The following is a 17,266-nucleotide window of genomic DNA, read 5'->3' as shown; positions in this document are numbered from 1 at the left end:
GATTTTTCCTCAGGTAATTTTACGCGCTGCGAAACCGACGGATTATATACTAATCAGAGCTACTCTGTCGCTGCTTTTAGATCTTTTAGTCGCACACCTAAAATGCCAAGAACCAGCAAATACACGACGCCACCCACCGCAATCAAACCTGCTAAGGTTGATGCTCTCTGGATAAAGCTCCAAGTCAGCCAAACATTCATGTCTTCAAGCAGCCACATTAACCCTGCGACCATCGCACTTCCTGCTAATACCAACTTACCAATAAAGAAAACGGTCTTGCGGCTCAGTTTATAAACCCCAGCTCGATGTAAGCCACGGTACAAGAGAACCATATTAACTAATGCAGATAATGCCGTAGCCATCGCCAAGCCAATGTAACCGTAAAAGTACGCAAAAATCGCATTAAATACCATGTTTGAGACCATCGCGATGATGCCATATTTCACTGGGGTTTTAGTATCTTGTCGAGAGTAGTAACCCGGAGCCAAAACTTTAATCAGCATAAAATTCAGCAAACCAGATGCGTAAGCCATCAACGATAAAGACGCTTGATGCACATCTTGTGGAGAAAACTCACCACGCATAAAAAGTACCATGAGCATGGGTTTAGCCAACACCATTAACCCCAACATCGCAGGAATACCCAACAAGGTCACCATACGAACGCCCCAGTCCATAGTGTGAGCAAAGCCTTCACCATGGGCGTCGACGTGCTTACGTGACAAAGCAGGCAAAATAACGGTCGCAATTGCAATGCCAAATAATCCTAATGGAAACTCTAATAAACGGTCAGAGTAATAGAGCCAACTGATTGAACCCGTTTGCAGAAAACTGGCAATAAACGTATCAAACAACAGGTTGATTTGACTAACAGAGACACCAAATAACGCGGGGATCATCAAGGTGCGAATTTTAACCACACCCGGATCACGCCAGCCCCATTTCGGCTTCACCATCACGCCGGCTTTAATAAGAAAAGGAATTTGGAAGAAGAACTGAACTAAGCCACCAAGAAATACCCCGATAGCAAGCCCAACCTCCGGTTGTGGCAATTGAGGTGCAATAAACCAAGCAGATAAGATGATCATCACATTCAAAAATACAGGGGTAAATGAAGATACTGCAAATTTACCCAGCGTATTTAAAATCGCCCCAGACAGCGCAACAAAGGTAATGAACCACAAATAAGGGAAGGTAATTTTAAGCATGAAGCTCGCCAGCTCAAATTTAGGTGCTGCTGGCCCATCATTGAGCCAATCAATAAACCAACCCGCCCCAAAAAGCGCCGTTACGGCTCCGGAACCTAATACACCAATAATGGTAACAATGGAGACAATCACCCCAAGGGTACCTGCCGCTTTGGCGATCAGTTCTCGCGTCTTATTCATGTCACCAGCAGCATGATACTCCGTCAAAACAGGAACAAAAGCTTGAGAAAATGCACCTTCTGCAAATAAACGGCGAAGGAAGTTAGGGATCTTATTGGCAAAGAAGAAGACATCGGCACTAGCACCTGCCCCCATGAGGTTCGCAACCACCACATCACGGACCAACCCTAGAACACGGGAAACTAAAGTCATCGCACTGACGATCATGCCCGACTTGAGTAGACGTTTACTCACAAAAACCTCGAATGCAGTCTAATAGATAAAATTGCCCTCACTCTAATGCAAGAATGTCAGGAAGAGAGCAGATTAGTATTAGCAATGAAAAAAAAATACTGATAGAATCCCCGCCATCTTAACCGTGAAGGCCTTTGTTATCCAAAATTTGTTTGGTTTCGACGGGTTTTTGCACAAATCATTTGACATTAAAGCGTAAATGAGGGATATTCCTCGCCCTTAAAATGTCACCGAACTTAAAGTTTTTGGGAGTTAGACCCTTGGCAAATAGTAAATCTGCTAAGAAGCGCGCTATCCAAGCTGAGAAACGTCGTCAGCACAACGCTAGCCGTCGTTCAATGATGCGCACTTACATGAAGAAAACTGTTGCTGCTATCGAAGCAGGCGACAAAGCTGCTGCAACTGAAGCATTTGCTACAGTTACACCAATCCTAGACCGTATGGCAACTAAAGGCCTTATTCACAAGAATAAAGCAGCTCGTCATAAGTCTCGTTTCGCTGCTGCTATCAAAGCTCTTTAATAGAGTATTGATAACTCAGTGAAGAAAAAACCGGCTAATGCCGGTTTTTTTATATCGAATTAAATAAAGGCTTTCATTGTGAAAGCCTTTTTTATGATTACATCTCGCTGCAGTACATGCTATGAAGCAGTTTTATCATCTCTTTTACTTCATTACTGCTTAGCGTGTAATACACCGTTTGCGCTTCCTTACGCGTGATAACTAGTCCGTCGCGGCGCAACCAAGCCAAATGTTGTGAAAGTGCAGATTGGCTTAATTCCAATTTGCTACACAACTCACCTACCGACAACTCATCATTATGCAGTAAACATAAAATCTGCAATCGTCTTTCATTTGCCATCGCCTTTAACAGCACCACTGCTTTGGCTGAGTTTTTTTCCATTTCTTGTAGGTCCATCGGCAAATACCCCCGGGATAACCTAACTTCTACAACTTGCAAGCTAAAACGAATAGTCCAATAGTTATTTTATAAATTGAAACATATTCTTTCCGATAGTAATCATTTCTAAACCATAAGAAAAGTTATCACTTAAACAATTTTGAAAAATTAGCATCACAAACATTTTTCACGGCAGGATGTTGGATCATTCGCTCAGCAAAAATGACATAGTACTCTTCTTTTATCTCATCAATATGACCGATTAACTGTAGGGGTAAATCACTCTCAACTTCTGTCATATATAATGAGGGGGCGAGAAAAATTGCATCGTGGTGATAACGAGCAAAGGCTTTCATTAAAGCGACGTCGTCAAACTCTCCTAAAATATTCGCTTGTAGGCCTTGGCGATCAAACCACTCTAATACTTTACGTCCCATAGCAGTACGACTGCCAGGGATCAGCAGTTTCCTCTGTTCAAGCACGTTAGGAAAAGTTACATCTTCGACACTCCCCGTACAGAAAAAACTCATATTGCACTCTCCGAGTTTTTTACTGTAGAGGCCCGGACTTTGACTGGAGTCCACAGGACAGTCGGATAGGATCATATCCAGTTTATGTTGAGCAAGTTGCTCAAGAAGCATTTCGTGGGTTGATTCAAAACAACGTAAATGAATACTGTTATCTTCAGGAACGGTTGTCATTAGTATTTTACTAACCAACCTTTTTGATAAGGCATCAGCCACACCGACATCAAACAACAAGTTAGAACGCTGGCTGTAATTCACGATATCCAACATCTCATAACTCAAGCCAAACATTCGGTCAGCATATTTAAAGACCAATTGGCCAAGCTCTGTTGGCTCTACACTGCGCCCATTCCGCTTGGTTAACTTGCCATCCATACGCTCTTCCAGTGCTTTTATCTGACCTGTTACCGTTTGAGGAGTGAGGAACAAAGCATCGGCTGCCTTCGTTACAGAGCCTTGCTTACACACCATCCAAAAATAATAGAGATGGTTATAATTTAAATGAGACATGATACTTACCTTGTTTCAGCCTTTCCTTTAATCATTACATTCGATATAACCGAATTATTCGTAAAATTTCACTATTTTTTTCGAAATTTAAACGTCAAATATGACAGTAGTGTCACCGAGTTTCAGTAATAAGCAGAGGTTTTAAACAATTTACAAGCTCAAATTGAGAACCAAAGCACACACCAATTATCCCAATAAATTCAATGAATTACATGTTATGTAAAAACCTAATTACAGCTAAAAGTGCGCCCTATCAATAAAATCTACTTTATGACAGCACTCTGTAATATTACTGAAATATTTCCTCCCTAATATCGGCCTCAGTTTCAACTACAGACCAATACAGTAAGAAAACGGTCAACGGAGAAAATTATGATGAACCAAGCTACTACTACAGCAGCTCCAGTGTCGAGCACGACACGTTGGCTGCGCTGGGCTAACTTGGCATTCATGTTGTATTTACTGCTTCTAGCAGTATCTATGGTAGGCAGTGGGTTTAAATGGGCGACAGGCGATCAAGCTAAAGTATTATTTGAGTTCGCCGCTCACCCAGTTGCGGGCCTAATGATCGGTCTCGTCGCAACGGCTCTTATTCAGTCTTCTAGTACTGTTACATCAATTATCGTCGGTCTGGTTGCTGGTGGCCTACCTGTAGAAACCGCAATTCCGATGGTAATGGGTGCCAATATTGGTACCACTGTAACCAACACGCTCGTTTCTCTGGGTCACGTGCGCTGCAAAGAAGAGTTTAAGCGTGCTTTTGCCAGTGCCACAATCCACGACTTCTTCAATCTATTAGCTGTAGTTATCTTCCTACCGTTAGAGATGATGTTTGGCATCCTTGAAAAAGCTTCACACTGGTTGGTTTCTCCACTACTCGCAACTGGTGATATGAGCATTAAAGGGTTTAACTTCATTAAACCTATCACTAAGCCAGTTGTAAGTGCGATCAAAGAGCCACTAGCAACGTTTGGCGACACCATCGGCGGTGTATTGCTTATCCTACTAGGTATCGCGACTATTTTTGTTGCAATCACTGTGATGGGTAAGCTAATGAAGAGCCTTATGGTTGGCCGAGCTCGTGAAATCCTGAAAAACGCAATCGGACGTGGTCCAATCCATGGCATCGCATCAGGCTCTATCGTAACGGTTTTGGTTCAGTCTTCATCAACAACGACTAGCTTGATGGTACCACTTGTAGGTTCGGGTGTACTGAAAGTGCGTGACATCTACCCATTCACTTTGGGCGCAAACATCGGCACGTGTATTACTGCCCTGTTAGCAGCTACCGCTGTTTCTGGTGAGTTTGCAGTATTTGCACTACAAATTGCCTTGGTTCACTTAGTCTTTAATATTCTAGCCACCGTATTTATCTTTGGTATTCCGTTCCTACGTGAGATTCCAGTGAAAGGCTCTGAATTGATTTCTGAGCTGGCAATCAAGAATAAAGCAGTTGTTGCTGGTTATCTCGTTGCTGTGTTCTTGGTTATGCCAGGTACGATTCTAGCGCTAACCGTTTAGTCGTAAATCCATCAATGACAGCAAGGGCTTACATAGTAAGCCCTTTTTTTATTCTGTTTATCCCGGTTAAGATTCAATGATTAATGACAAAGATAAAAAAAGCTGCACTAGGCAGCTTTTTGTTTTGTTCTATTGTTAGATTAAACCGAGAATGGATACTTAATCGCTTCGTGACATTCATACCCTTCTACCCAGAAGTCATCAAGCGTGACCCAAGTTTCTAGATCTTCTAATGAGGTAATTTTAGGGTTGATATGGAACGTTGCAGGTGACAACGGCTCACGTTTTAGCTGCACATCTCGCATCAACTCAAGCTGATCTTCATAGATGTGGGCATTGACGATTTTGTGATAGGCCAGTCCCGCTTTCTTACCGGTAATTTGCGCCATAATTGCCAAGAATACATAAACCTGAACCATGTTGAAGTTCAGGCCAAGCGGCACATCACACGAACGCTGGGTACTATTTAAGTACAGGGTATCACCTAGCAAAGAGAAATGATGGCTGTACATACAAGGACGCAAGCATCCCATATGGAACTCACCGGGGTTGTAGAAATTAAGGATCTCACCACGGTCATCTACACCACGGGTTAAGTCATCAACAATTTTACGCAACTGGTCGATATGACCACCATCAGGCTTAGCCCAAGCACGACCCTGAACACCATAAACACGCCCCATATCGTCTTCACCCTTACGATATGGGTTATTCAACCAAGCGTCGTTTAAGTTCGCATTCGCATCCCACGTTTTGGTCCCAAGCTTACGGAAATCTTCAGCGTTGTCATAACCCCGAATGTAACCCAGTAGCTCAGCAACTGCGGCTTTCCAAAAACTCTTACGTGTGGTCACTAGCGGGAACTGATTGTTACCAACATCATAGGTTAGATCCGCATTGACTACGGTCAGGCAACGCTTGCCTGTACGTTCATTTTCTACCCATACACCTTGGTCAACGATTCGCTGACAGAGTTCGAGATACTGTTTCACACCAATTCCTTACTTAACTGCTTGCTTGGTTTCTGAATCTGAATAGTGGCCGCGTTTGTATGCCCAAATCATCATTAAGATGCCAATGATCACCATCGGCAGCGATAGAATTTGTCCCATAGAAATAAATCCACCGAACAATCCCAAATGCGCATCCGGTTCACGAACATACTCAACCAAGAAACGGAATGTACCATATCCTGCTAGGAATAACCCAGAGACCGAACCCAACGGACGAGGCTTTTTGATAAACCAGTTAAGAATAAAGAACAGTACGATACCTTCTAAAAGCATTTCGTATAGCTGAGATGGATGACGTGGCAAAGGTCCACCATTTGGGAATACAAACGCCCAAGGCACGTCCGTGACGCGTCCCCATAGCTCACTGTTCATAAAGTTACCTAAGCGTCCCATACCAAGACCAAACGGAACTAATGGCGCGATAAAGTCAGCCACACCAAAGAAAGTTCGACCATTCTTATAGGCATACCAGAACATTGCCGTGATCACACCGAGTAGGCCACCGTGGAATGACATACCACCCGTCCACACTTTGAATAGGTACAATGGATCGGCAAGAAACAGGTTAAAGTTATAAAAAAGGACGTAACCAACACGGCCACCAATGACCACCCCAAGGAATCCAGCGAAAAGTAAGTCCGATACCTGCTCACGGGTCCAACCACTGCCAGGCTTATCAGCACGTCGGTTTGCCAACCACAATGCAAAAACAAAACCAACCAAATACATCAGACCATACCAACGTACAGACACTGGCCCGATGGAGAACAGTACTGGGTCTATATTGGGGAATTCAAGGTATCCTTGAGACATACGTAATACTCTTTATAGTGTCGATTAATTAGGTGAGAGTGCTTTATAGCAGCATAGTTCCTGCTACAAACAGCAAAAATACAGCAAAAATTTTCTTTAATTGTTTTGTCGGCATTGTCGTCGCCAATTTCGCACCGACTTTCGTGGTTAATATTGATGTCGAAGCGATAGCAATCAGTGCGGGAAGATAAACATATCCAAGGCTGTAAGGCGGTAAATTTTCAACCTGATATCCATGAAGGATAAAGCCCAGCATCCCCGAAATAGCAATGACCAATCCACAAACAGAGGAAGAACCAACAGCGCGGCGCATTTCAACACCATGGCGATTAAGATAAGGTACAGAGAGTGAGCCACCACCAATACCAGCTAAGCTGGAAATAACACCGATCCCAGTGCCACTGAGTAATGTCTTCCAGATCCCCGGCAGGCTTCGTTGAGTTTCCGAGCGAATAGTTAACAGCATTTGCATTGCAAGAAACAGCACAATCACAGCAAAGACCTTAGGTAAATATTGCCCAGGGATCAGTTCAGCCAGATTCGCTCCCACAAATGCCCCGACTAGCACGCCGGGCATCAACCACTTGATGACAAACATATCGACATTGCCCAATTTTAGATGGTTGAGAGCAGAAGAGCCCGAGGTTGCAATGATGGTTGCGAGAGAGGTAGCCAGAGCAATATGCATGGTAATGTCAGACTCAATACCTGATATTGGTAATAAGAAAAGCAACGCAGGTACCACAATCAAGCCACCACCAATGCCAAGCAGACCAGCTAATACCCCTACGACAGCCCCTAACAACAATAACAGTGCTAATAACCCTATCGTCACCTAAAAACCTATTTCTTACCTGCGCGAATGAAGCCCGCAAAGCCCTTATCTTCAAGAAATGCCTGCATCATAGCATAGATATTTTGGCCATACGGCTGCTTTAATGCTTCATAAGCTAACTGCTTCAGCTCTTCTGCTTCAGTGTGACGTAAAAGGTATTTAACCTTGGCGACATTCGATGTATTCATACTCAAACTGCGATAACCAAGGCCAATTAGCAATAAAGCACCAATAGGATCACCAGCTAACTCACCACAGATACATACAGGCAAATCCAATTGCTGACAGCTTTGATGAATATGAGCCAACGCCATGATCACTGAAGGATGCAATGACTCATACACATCAGAAACCCGAGAATTATTGCGATCAACGGCGAGCAAGTATTGAGTTAAGTCATTGGTACCTACCGATACAAAGTCAATTTTCTTGGAGATCAGCGGCAATAAATAAAGCATGGAAGGGACTTCAATCATGACTCCTATCGGGGGCATGACAATACGTTCATCCAACGCTACCACTTCTTGATAGGCTTGATGGATCAACATGATGGCATCATCGAGTTCTTGAGTTGCAGACACCATTGGCAGCAAAATGCTCAAGTTATTATGTTCTGCGCTCGCTCTAAGCATGGCTCTAAGCTGCATCAAAAAAATATCAGGATGATCGAGAGTAAAACGAATGCCTCGCCAACCAAGGAAAGGATTGTCCTCTTCAATCGGTAGGTACGGCAGCGCTTTATCACCACCGACATCCAACGTCCGCATAACAACACGTTTGTTAGGATAGGCACGCAGTACCGCCTGATACTGTTGTGTTTGCTCTTCTTCTGAAGGAAAACGATGTTGAAGTAAGAAAGAGATCTCGGTGCGGTACAACCCGACTCCATCAACACCTTCATTAATGGCAATGTTGGTATCAGCGCTCAAACCAGCATTAAGCAGCACTTCAATTCGTTCACCATCTTTGGTGCACGCAGGCTTTTCAATGCGGCGGTTAACCAACCGAGCAAGCTCTCGCTCTTCGTTAGCTAGAGCCCGATATTCTTTCAGTAATTGTTTATTTGGTGAAACCAGAATTTTACCGGAATAACCATCCACAACCCCTGTCCGGCCGTTAATCCCTTTCAAGTTGAGGTTAACGCCCATGATCGCAGGAATACCTAACGCCCTCGATAAAATTGCCGCATGTGAATTGGCCGCCCCCTCCAGTGAAATAACAGCAAGCAACATCTCTTTAGGTACTGATGCCAGCAACGACGCGGTTAACTCACGCACTACCATGATCACCGGGCGCTCAAAAACCTGCTGCTCTTTTTCGGTGTTGTGGAGGAAAAAAAGTAATCGCTGCCCAAGCTCTCGAATGTCTTGCGCTCTTTCTCGTAGATAAACATCAGACATTCGGGCGAAACGGTTTGAATACGCCTCAACTACCTGACGTAAGGCCCAATCAGCGCGATCGCCTTTTTGGATCTGCGCTTTCAGATCTTTGCGCAGCATTGGATCGTTGAGTAAGTGGGTAAAGAGATCGAAAATCGCCAGCGCATCTTTATTGATCTCACTGTCGAGCTTTTTACGCATCCGGCGAAAATCATTCAATGCTTCTTCGATCGCAAGAAGCAACCATTCTTGTTCTTGTTCTACGTTTAAGGTTGATGCCGGCGAAACTTGCGAAAGATCGGGTTGCGTGTCATCCCACCAAAATTCCCCGATAGCGACCCCAGGAGAAGCAGGAATACCTTTAATGGCCTGTTGTTTCTTCTCTAATCGCCATAAGCCTTGTGTTTGGGCATGAGCAATGATCACCGCAAGCTGCGCTGCAAGCGTCACTAGGAATGACTCTTCCATCTCGTCAAATTGACGGGGTTCTTTTTGCTGAACAACTAAAACGCCTAAGACTTGTTTTCGGTAGATGATTGGCGTTGCGAGAAAGCTTTGATAAACCTCTTCACCAAGCTCAGAGAAATATTTGTAATGAGGATGTTTGGACGCCTCAGCTAAGTTGAGTGGTTCTGCCGTCCTTTTTACTAAGCCGACCAAACCTTCATTAAAGCCAATGCAAATTTTATCACCTTTGAACCGAAGACCTTGCGTTGCCATAAGCTCAAGACGATGCATTTCTTCATTAGCAAAATAGACGGTGCAGCACTCCGTGTTCATCGCACTGCACGTTTGCTTAACTAAAATTTCCAGCGCCAAATGTACCTCTTCGACTTTGGAAACTTGTTCAACTATCTCCCTTAGTTGAGAAAGCATGTCTATCCTCTTCGGTGTTTACGTTTACCTTTTGTTCTGCGTTCTTTAAAGGGCATTGCCATTGAGGCAAACTCTTTCATCGCTCGACGATAAACATCGCGTTTAAAAGAAACCACTTGTCTTACTGGGTACCAGTAGCTGACCCAACGCCAGCCATCGAATTCAGGGGAACTCCCACGCTGCATGTTTATTCTAGACTCATCACAATCTAAGCGAAGGAGAAACCATTTCTGTTTTTGGCCGATACAAACAGGTTTGGAATCCCACCGGACCAAACGCTTAGGTAACTTATAGCGTAACCAATGCCGGCTGGTCGCGATGATCTTGACGTCTTTTTTCGTCAGTCCCACCTCTTCATATAACTCCCTAAACATGGCCTGTTCAGGGGTTTCCCCATCATCAATTCCCCCTTGAGGAAACTGCCATGAGTGTTGTCCGTATCGTTTTGCCCAGAAGACCTGACCATGGTTGTTACAAATTACAATTCCCACATTTAAGCGGTAACCATCGCCATCTATCACTGGCCAACCTCTATTAATATCTTCAATTACCGTGATTTTTCCACATATCCCCAATCGGAGCAAACTTACTAATGTGATTAAAGCAGTATTTATGGGTGATTCCTGAGTATTTTGGATAACTTTCACCCAATCACGATATTATCAACACACAGTTGAGACCTAGGCCACATTTATTCACCTTTTCTGTGCATAACTATGTGAAGAATCCGTTTTATAGTGATCATTTCATCACCAACACCATTACCACAACTGAAAAAAAAACATACCAATAAAACAAAATACCGCCACAAAACAACAAGATAAAATCAATAAACATCAAATAACAATGCTGTATTTATGGTTGTTTATAACCGTTATCTCAGATCGGTCAAAGATCCATCAAGTCTCAATTTATCCACACTTAAAGGAGATATTTTAGTTAACTGAACGATACACCACTAAAATTTAAACCTTTAAACTACTGTAAATAGATCCAGATAGTAATTTTTTATGGTTTAAAATCCAGAGGCTGTGGATAACCATTGGAGAGATGATCTTTTAATCAAAATGATCACAAAACAAACTTCTCGAAAATTCCCGTTCTCAGTTACAATATGTTTTTACTTTTATCGCTTTAGAATCATGAAACCAGAACCTCAATCAGAACAAGAACTGCTAGCACGAGCACAAGAAATTGCAGGAATGAACTTTGCTGAGTTAGCAAGTGAAGCTGGCATGACAGTTCCACCGGATCTAAAGCGCGATAAAGGTTGGGTCGGTCAACTGCTGGAATGGCATCTTGGTGCAACGGCAGGCAGCAAACCACAACAAGATTTCGAACAGCTCGGAATTGAACTGAAAACCATACCGATTAGCTACATAGGTAAACCGCTAGAAACCACATTTGTGTGTGTCGCTCCATTAATTGGGGTTCATGGTTTAACCTGGGAACAGAGCCATGTACGCAATAAACTTTCACGCGTACTTTGGATTCCTGTCGAAGGAGAGCGCGAAATCCCACTAAGCCAGCGTCATGTCGGCTCTCCGCTTATTTGGTCCCCCAATGAAGAAGAAGAACGGCAGTTAAAAAATGACTGGGAAGAACTGATGGAATTGATCGTTTTAGGCAAAGTAGAGCAGATCTGCGCTCGTCATGGCGAAGTACTACAATTAAGGCCAAAAGCTGCCAACAGTAGAGTCAAAACAGAGGCGTACGGCGCTAGCGGTAAGCCTATAAAAACCTTGCCCCGCGGCTTTTATTTGAGAACACAATTTACCTCTCACATTCTCGAAAAGTACTTTGTCTAATGGGTTATCAAAGGGATCTCTTCATCGCTGTAGCCATCAAGCTCTTGGTTACCAAATTCATCATAGGTATTGTGTAAACGTAAGTAAGCTTTTTCCACTCCCAGCTTGATCAATTCTTCTTTCACTAACTCCAATGAGTCAAAATGCAAAGGTTCATCATCAACTTTTACTGGCTCCAACTTGTGCTTGTACTCCACCGCAACCAAATACTGCTGCAGATCAGAACAACCAATGATAAAAACTTTCGGTGGTTGATAAGAGTCCTTATGATGACCATGAATCCATTTATTTAATTGAGTCTTTTGCATAACTTACCTCCATCACAAAAGTGTAGTTAAACAAGGATAATTTGCGAGAAGCCGAAATAACGGGTTCTTTTCTCTGATACTGACATCACATATAGTGAGATCATTAAAACGTCAGAGAAGGAAACTCAATGCAATACACTAAATTGCCGCATTCCAGCCTTGAAGTCAGTAAGATCTGCCTAGGAACGATGACTTATGGTGAACAAAACGATCAACAAGACGCCTTTAATCAGCTCGATTACGCCGTCGATCATGGTGTGAACTTCATTGATACTGCCGAAATGTATCCGGTGCCTCCAAAAGCAAAAACTCAAGGAGCAACGGAAAACTATCTTGGCCGCTGGCTTGAAAAATCGGGTAAGCGAGAAAAAGTGGTACTTGCAACAAAAGTCGCTGGGCCACGTAACCTTCCTTACATTCGCGACAATATGAGCTTAGATCGACGCAATATTCACCTAGCGCTCGATGACAGCTTAAAACGTCTAAAGACTGACTATATCGATCTCTATCAGTTACATTGGCCACAAAGGAAAACCAACTGTTTTGGTCAACTTAACTACTCTTATCCAAATACACAGGAAGAAGTCACGCTGATCGAAACACTTGAAGCTCTCGCTGAGTTAGTCAGAGCAGGAAAGATTCGTTACATTGGTGTTTCAAACGAAACCCCTTGGGGAGTCATGACGTTACTTCGATTAGCAGAGAAGCATGAGTTACCTCGGATCGTTTCGATTCAAAATCCCTACAATCTACTTAACCGAAGTTTTGAAGTCGGTTTATCTGAAATAAGTCACTATGAGGGCGTTCAGCTTCTTGCCTACTCTCCCCTCGCCTTCGGTTGCTTAAGCGGAAAATATCTTAATGGTGCAAAGCCTGAAGGTGCACGCTGTACGAGGTGGGAACGCTTTGCTCGCTACTTCACACCACAAGGAATAAAAGCAACAGAAGCTTATGTTCAATTGGCACGAGAACACGGGATAGATCCTGCTCAAATGGCATTGGCTTTCGTCAACCAACGACCATTTGTTGCTGCAAATATTATTGGAGCGACGAACCTTGAGCAGCTCAAAATGAACATAGAAAGTATTGATGTGGCACTAAGTGATGAGTTATTGACTGGCATACAAGAAATTGGAACCACATACTCCAACCCTTGCCCATAAATAGTGAAGGGCTAGCGACGCATCACTAGCCCTTTTGATTACGTTATTATTCGCGCACTTAACACTCGACGAAGGTGACGAATACGACGTTCTGCTTTCACAGCATCAGGTTCAGAGTGTCCAATTGTACGGCCGTCTTGCTCTAACCCGATGTCACGTAATAGGTGCGCGTTGTGCCAAGGCAAATCATGTGCACTGCGGCGTACTTTTCGTTTCCATTCTCTCTCTTCACGACGTAAGTCGGCTTTAACCAGCATAGTGGCAAGTGTTAAATATACAGAATGACGCATGGTATTTCTCCAGTTACATTGAGACTGGGAAAAGTTCAGCATAAAGGCAAAAAGGTGTCCGATATTTTTAATATGCTGCCTTTTCCGCAGCCTATTAAAAATTAAGAGGTGCGGACTAATTAATTTGCTTGGTGGTCTGTTTTCGAGCAGCGCTCATCATGCAGCCATTAAAATCCTTGGCTATAGATTTCGCGGGATCGATAGAGACGCAAACAGTTTGAATGAAAGTGAAATGATTCATTGTGCGCCTCCTAAGCAGTTAATTAATCCTAATGAGATGTGTTGTGTGGAGCTGTTGCTCACGGTTAAATTCTATTCAAACGGGTTAATAATTCAACCCATTGTTAACAAATATTTCTAAAACAAATAAATAAACCAAAAACCATAAAAGCAAACAGAAAATTATAAGATATTCTATAGCGAAATATTTAATCAGCGACACTTTGCTCCAAAACAAAAAGCCACGCAATGGATTGCGTGGCTTTTTGTTCGATTAAATACAGCAAATTATATCGCGTTATCAGAGATCAAGTTGTGCTTGTTCAACAAACGATACATCGTTGCACGGGAAACACCCAATTCTTTTGCCGCCATCGACACTTGGCCAGAATGCGATTCAAGAACTAATAGCAATGCATCTCGCTCACTGCGCTCACGGATACTCTTAAGGCTGCGCTTGCCATCACTGCGTTTTGGCAAATCAAGATGTGGCTCATCAAGCATCACTGTATCAGACATCAGCACGACACGCTTGATCTGGTTCATGAGCTCACGAACGTTTCCTGGCCAATGATAACGAGTCAGAGCACGTGTTGCTTCTTCAGTAAAACTGCGAGCTTGTGCGTTGTACTCTTTAGAATATTCTTGCAGGAAGTGACGAGCTAGAATAGCAATATCACCCGCTCGCTCTTTCAAGCTAGGCACATTGATACGCAAAACGTTAATGTAGTGATAAAGCTCTTCATTGAAATCACCATCAATTAGGGCTTTTTCAATATCGGCAGAGTTTGCCGCTAGGATTCGTACATCAACTTCTTTACGGCCGTTTACCGTTTCTACCGTACCCTCTTGAAGGAAACGTAATAGATTAAGTTGCTGAGACTTAGGTAGTGTCAAAATATCGTTGAGTAGTATGGTACCACCGTCTGCACGCTCCAGAATGGATACTTGCGTATCGTCTTCACGGTTAATACCGAACAAATCACACTCTAAACGACGCTCCGACATTGCACGACAGTTGACAGAAATGAATTCTTTCTGAGCACGTGCAGATGTTTTATGTACAGCGCGTGCAACCGTTTCTTTACCCGTGCCACTTTCACCATAAATGAGGATGCTAACGTCTGTTGGCCCAATACGTTTAATTTGATCACGTAGACGTTTCATCGGAATTGAATCACCGATAAGGCCCATGTCATTCATGTTGCCGTAATGTGGCCACACTTTCTTCTCTAGCTTAAGCATACCTAACTGGTGACCAATGGTGCTTAGTAGCTGGGCATCAGGAATTGGCGCAGTAAAGAAATCGATACAAAAGTTCACAATGAACTGACAAATTGTATCTGAGCTAAGCTGAGATTCACGGATAAACGCTAACCAACGAACTTGTTTGTGGTTACTAACCAGATTTGCAATACCATTTAGACTAAATTCGTCATGGCTAAGATCCACAATACCAATACACGGACCTGTCTCTGAGAAAAGTGCATCAGCCTTACGCAAATCGGCACATTGCGTACAACGCCAGCCCACCTGCTCTAATACAGAAAGCCACGGCTCGTAGGTACCGCCAACGACAATAAGAGAACCAGGGACAGAATCCATCCGGAATTGACTACCCATTCAACTTGTTCCTTTTATTAATGATTTTATCTACAGTGCGACACTAGGCACATGAAACTAGGCCGTTACATTATCGAGACTAGGCAAAAAGATCTGTCTCAATATTAAGACTAGCGTCCAATTAATGAATTTACCAATCATTTATGAGACACCGATTCACCCGCAGAATGAAACGCCGTTCAAGAACTAAGAATGGCAACATTTGACCTACAAAATCAATACAAAATTAGTTGCGATAAGTCATTGAGTATAAAGATTAATCTGTACAAAAAAAGGCCACCAAATGGTGACCTTTTTACCGCACGTAGGACTAGTCCTATGCTTGAGGGCGCATCGCTGGGAATAGGATCACGTCACGGATAGTGTGCGTGTTAGTCAGCAACATAACTAGGCGGTCGATACCGATACCTTGACCTGCTGTTGGCGGTAGGCCGTGCTCTAGAGCAGTGATGTAGTCTGCATCGTAGAACATGGCTTCGTCATCACCAGACTCTTTCGCTTCAACCTGTGCTTTAAAGCGCGCGTCTTGGTCTTCTGCATCGTTAAGCTCAGAGAAGCCGTTCGCTACTTCACGGCCACCGATGAAGAATTCAAAGCGGTCAGTGAAGAACGGGTTGTCATCGCTACGACGAGCCAATGGAGAGATATCTGCTGGGTAACCAGTGATGAACGTTGGCTGCATTAGCTTAGGTTCTGCTGTTTCACCAAAGATCTCTTCAAGAAGCTGACCACATGTCCAGAAAGGTTCTACTTCAACGTGAACAGATTTCGCGATAGAAACCATCAGGTCACGGTTTTGAATGTCTTCTTCTGTTAGCGCTTGGATTTGCGCGTGGTCTGGGTTGTAGTGTTTGATAGCTTTAAACATGCTCATACGAGTGTAAGTACCGCCAAACTCAACCGTGTCATCACCGTAAGGCATTGACGTTGAACCTAGAACTTCGAGAGCAACTGAGCTTAGTAGTTCTTCAGTTAGGTCCATCAGATCTTTGTAGTCCGCGTACGCCATGTAGAATTCCATCATTGTGAATTCTGGGTTGTGACGAGGAGAAAGACCTTCGTTACGGAAGTTACGGTTGATTTCGAATACGCGATCGAAACCACCAACCACTAGACGCTTCAGGTATAGCTCAGGTGCGATACGTAGGTACATTGGCATGTCTAGTGCGTTGTGGTGCGTGATGAATGGACGTGCACTCGCACCGCCAGGGATAACGTGCATCATTGGCGTTTCAACTTCCATGAACTGTTTAGTGATCATGAAGTTACGGATTGCAGACATTACTTTAGAACGTACTACGAACGCTTGACGAGAATTTTCGTTAACGATTAGGTCAACGTAACGTTGACGGTAACGCATCTCTTGGTCAGTTAGACCGTGGAACTTCTCTGGTAGTGGACGAAGTGCTTTGGTTAGCAATTCGAACTCTTCCATGTTCACGTATAGGTCGCCTTTACCAGACTTGTGCAGCGCACCTTTCACACCGATGATGTCACCGATATCTAGACCTTGGTATTTTTCTTTAAGTACTTTTTGCACCGCTTTGTCAGCGTAAGCTTGGATACGGCCAGAAGTCTCTTGAATTACTAGGAATGGACCACGCTTAGCCATGATGCGACCAGCGATTGCAACAACGTGGTTAAGCTCTTCTAGCTCTTCCTTACTCTTTTCACCGAACTCTTTTTGAAGGTCGCCCGCGAGTGCGTCACGACGGAAGTCGTTTGGGTGGCCGTTTGCTTTGCAGCTCTTTCGGATTTCATCCAGTTTAGCGCGGCGCTCAGCAATCAGCTTATTCTCTTCTGGTGTAGAGACTTCTTGTACAGTTTCGTTTTGAACAGCATCAGTCATTTTCGATGTA

16 protein-coding genes are annotated in these 17,266 nt (G+C 43.6%); 4 read left to right on the top strand and 12 right to left on the bottom strand.

Annotated elements, in window-relative coordinates; genetic code table 11:
• Window positions 1-59: 59 nt before the first annotated feature.
• The gene (gene murJ, locus ACQEXU_RS15205; RefSeq protein ID WP_367988252.1) at window positions 60-1,622 is read right to left on the bottom strand and encodes a murein biosynthesis integral membrane protein MurJ; all 1,563 of its coding nucleotides are present in this window, start codon (window positions 1,620-1,622) and stop codon (window positions 60-62) included.
• A gap of 260 nt (window positions 1,623-1,882) precedes the next feature.
• Here murJ and rpsT point away from each other — a divergent pair, with 260 nt between their 5' ends.
• Window positions 1,883-2,143: a 30S ribosomal protein S20 gene (gene rpsT, locus ACQEXU_RS15200; RefSeq protein ID WP_004410238.1), complete on the top strand. Its 261-nt coding sequence runs from the start codon at window positions 1,883-1,885 to the stop codon at window positions 2,141-2,143.
• Window positions 2,144-2,240: 97 nt separating this feature from the next.
• On the opposite strand, the gene ACQEXU_RS15195 is transcribed toward rpsT, so the two are convergent.
• Both ACQEXU_RS15195 and nhaR read right to left on the bottom strand, forming a co-directional pair.
• Window positions 2,241-2,540, bottom strand: coding sequence for an ArsR/SmtB family transcription factor (locus ACQEXU_RS15195; RefSeq protein WP_367988251.1), 300 nt, complete (start codon window positions 2,538-2,540; stop codon window positions 2,241-2,243).
• Window positions 2,541-2,668: 128 nt separating this feature from the next.
• Window positions 2,669-3,559 (bottom strand): transcriptional activator NhaR, encoded by an 891-nt coding sequence (gene nhaR / locus ACQEXU_RS15190; protein ID WP_367988250.1) that lies wholly within the window; start codon window positions 3,557-3,559, stop codon window positions 2,669-2,671.
• A gap of 375 nt (window positions 3,560-3,934) precedes the next feature.
• On the opposite strand from nhaR, the gene ACQEXU_RS15185 reads away from it, so the two are divergent.
• Window positions 3,935-5,080 carry a Na/Pi symporter gene (locus ACQEXU_RS15185; RefSeq protein WP_374144813.1) on the top strand — a complete coding sequence of 382 codons (1,146 nt, stop codon included), beginning with the start codon at window positions 3,935-3,937 and terminating at the stop codon, window positions 5,078-5,080.
• Window positions 5,081-5,220: 140 nt separating this feature from the next.
• Here ACQEXU_RS15185 and ACQEXU_RS15180 read toward each other — a convergent pair whose 3' ends face one another.
• The 5 genes from ACQEXU_RS15180 to rppH are packed head-to-tail and all read right to left on the bottom strand — an operon-like array spanning window position 5,221 to window position 10,517.
• The gene (locus ACQEXU_RS15180) at window positions 5,221-6,072 is read right to left on the bottom strand and encodes a thymidylate synthase (RefSeq protein ID WP_427011460.1); all 852 of its coding nucleotides are present in this window, start codon (window positions 6,070-6,072) and stop codon (window positions 5,221-5,223) included.
• Between the two features lie 9 nt (window positions 6,073-6,081).
• Complete coding sequence (lgt, locus tag ACQEXU_RS15175; RefSeq protein WP_367988247.1) at window positions 6,082-6,906, bottom strand: prolipoprotein diacylglyceryl transferase; 825 nt, start codon at window positions 6,904-6,906, stop codon at window positions 6,082-6,084.
• A 43-nt stretch (window positions 6,907-6,949) separates the two neighbouring features.
• The gene (locus ACQEXU_RS15170) at window positions 6,950-7,741 is read right to left on the bottom strand and encodes a sulfite exporter TauE/SafE family protein (protein ID WP_427011459.1); all 792 of its coding nucleotides are present in this window, start codon (window positions 7,739-7,741) and stop codon (window positions 6,950-6,952) included.
• Window positions 7,742-7,749: 8 nt separating this feature from the next.
• Complete coding sequence (ptsP, locus tag ACQEXU_RS15165; protein ID WP_427011458.1) at window positions 7,750-9,996, bottom strand: phosphoenolpyruvate--protein phosphotransferase; 2,247 nt, start codon at window positions 9,994-9,996, stop codon at window positions 7,750-7,752.
• 2 nt (window positions 9,997-9,998) lie between these two features.
• Window positions 9,999-10,517 carry an RNA pyrophosphohydrolase gene (rppH, locus tag ACQEXU_RS15160; protein ID WP_367988244.1) on the bottom strand — a complete coding sequence of 173 codons (519 nt, stop codon included), beginning with the start codon at window positions 10,515-10,517 and terminating at the stop codon, window positions 9,999-10,001.
• 621 nt (window positions 10,518-11,138) lie between these two features.
• Here rppH and mutH point away from each other — a divergent pair.
• Window positions 11,139-11,804 carry a DNA mismatch repair endonuclease MutH gene (gene mutH / locus ACQEXU_RS15155; protein WP_427011457.1) on the top strand — a complete coding sequence of 222 codons (666 nt, stop codon included), beginning with the start codon at window positions 11,139-11,141 and terminating at the stop codon, window positions 11,802-11,804.
• Here the strand turns inward: mutH and ACQEXU_RS15150 are convergent.
• Complete coding sequence (locus ACQEXU_RS15150) at window positions 11,801-12,112, bottom strand: DUF6482 family protein (RefSeq protein ID WP_367988242.1); 312 nt, start codon at window positions 12,110-12,112, stop codon at window positions 11,801-11,803. The two genes, mutH and ACQEXU_RS15150, sit on opposite strands and share 4 nt — an antisense overlap.
• Window positions 12,113-12,240: 128 nt before the next feature.
• Here ACQEXU_RS15150 and ACQEXU_RS15145 point away from each other — a divergent pair, with 128 nt between their 5' ends.
• A complete protein-coding gene (locus tag ACQEXU_RS15145; protein WP_427011456.1) occupies window positions 12,241-13,275 on the top strand; it encodes an NADP(H)-dependent aldo-keto reductase in 1,035 nt (344 codons plus the stop codon).
• 38 nt (window positions 13,276-13,313) lie between these two features.
• On the opposite strand, the gene ACQEXU_RS15140 is transcribed toward ACQEXU_RS15145, so the two are convergent.
• From ACQEXU_RS15140 to lysS, 3 genes are all read right to left on the bottom strand, one after another.
• Window positions 13,314-13,565: a DUF1127 domain-containing protein gene (locus ACQEXU_RS15140; protein WP_427011455.1), complete on the bottom strand. Its 252-nt coding sequence runs from the start codon at window positions 13,563-13,565 to the stop codon at window positions 13,314-13,316.
• 507 nt (window positions 13,566-14,072) lie between these two features.
• Window positions 14,073-15,407: a cyclic-di-GMP-binding transcriptional regulator VpsR gene (gene vpsR, locus ACQEXU_RS15135; protein WP_367988239.1), complete on the bottom strand. Its 1,335-nt coding sequence runs from the start codon at window positions 15,405-15,407 to the stop codon at window positions 14,073-14,075.
• 316 nt (window positions 15,408-15,723) lie between these two features.
• A complete protein-coding gene (gene lysS / locus ACQEXU_RS15130; protein WP_427011454.1) occupies window positions 15,724-17,256 on the bottom strand; it encodes a lysine--tRNA ligase in 1,533 nt (510 codons plus the stop codon).
• Between the last annotated feature and the right edge of the window lie 10 nt (window positions 17,257-17,266).

This window comes from Vibrio sp. TRT 21S02 (assembly GCF_050113675.1).
Classification (GTDB): Bacteria; Pseudomonadota; Gammaproteobacteria; order Enterobacterales; family Vibrionaceae; genus Vibrio.
Note: the sequence above shows the minus strand (reverse complement) of the source record. Positions and strands in the feature narration are given on the sequence as shown.

Bases quoted from the DNA above. Each gene is read 5' to 3' on its own strand.
- lysS (WP_427011454.1), bottom strand. From the start codon at position 17,256: ATGACTGATGCTGTTCAAAACGAAACTGTACAAGAAGTCTCTACACCA.
- nhaR (WP_367988250.1), bottom strand. From the start codon at position 3,559: ATGTCTCATTTAAATTATAACCATCTCTATTATTTTTGGATGGTGTGT.
- vpsR (WP_367988239.1), bottom strand. From the start codon at position 15,407: ATGGGTAGTCAATTCCGGATGGATTCTGTCCCTGGTTCTCTTATTGTC.
- ACQEXU_RS15140 (WP_427011455.1), bottom strand. From the start codon at position 13,565: ATGCGTCATTCTGTATATTTAACACTTGCCACTATGCTGGTTAAAGCC.
- lgt (WP_367988247.1), bottom strand. From the start codon at position 6,906: ATGTCTCAAGGATACCTTGAATTCCCCAATATAGACCCAGTACTGTTC.
- ptsP (WP_427011458.1), bottom strand. From the start codon at position 9,996: ATGCTTTCTCAACTAAGGGAGATAGTTGAACAAGTTTCCAAAGTCGAA.
- ACQEXU_RS15145 (WP_427011456.1), top strand. From the start codon at position 12,241: ATGCAATACACTAAATTGCCGCATTCCAGCCTTGAAGTCAGTAAGATC.
- ACQEXU_RS15195 (WP_367988251.1), bottom strand. From the start codon at position 2,540: ATGGACCTACAAGAAATGGAAAAAAACTCAGCCAAAGCAGTGGTGCTG.
- ACQEXU_RS15150 (WP_367988242.1), bottom strand. From the start codon at position 12,112: ATGCAAAAGACTCAATTAAATAAATGGATTCATGGTCATCATAAGGAC.
- mutH (WP_427011457.1), top strand. From the start codon at position 11,139: ATGAAACCAGAACCTCAATCAGAACAAGAACTGCTAGCACGAGCACAA.
- ACQEXU_RS15185 (WP_374144813.1), top strand. From the start codon at position 3,935: ATGAACCAAGCTACTACTACAGCAGCTCCAGTGTCGAGCACGACACGT.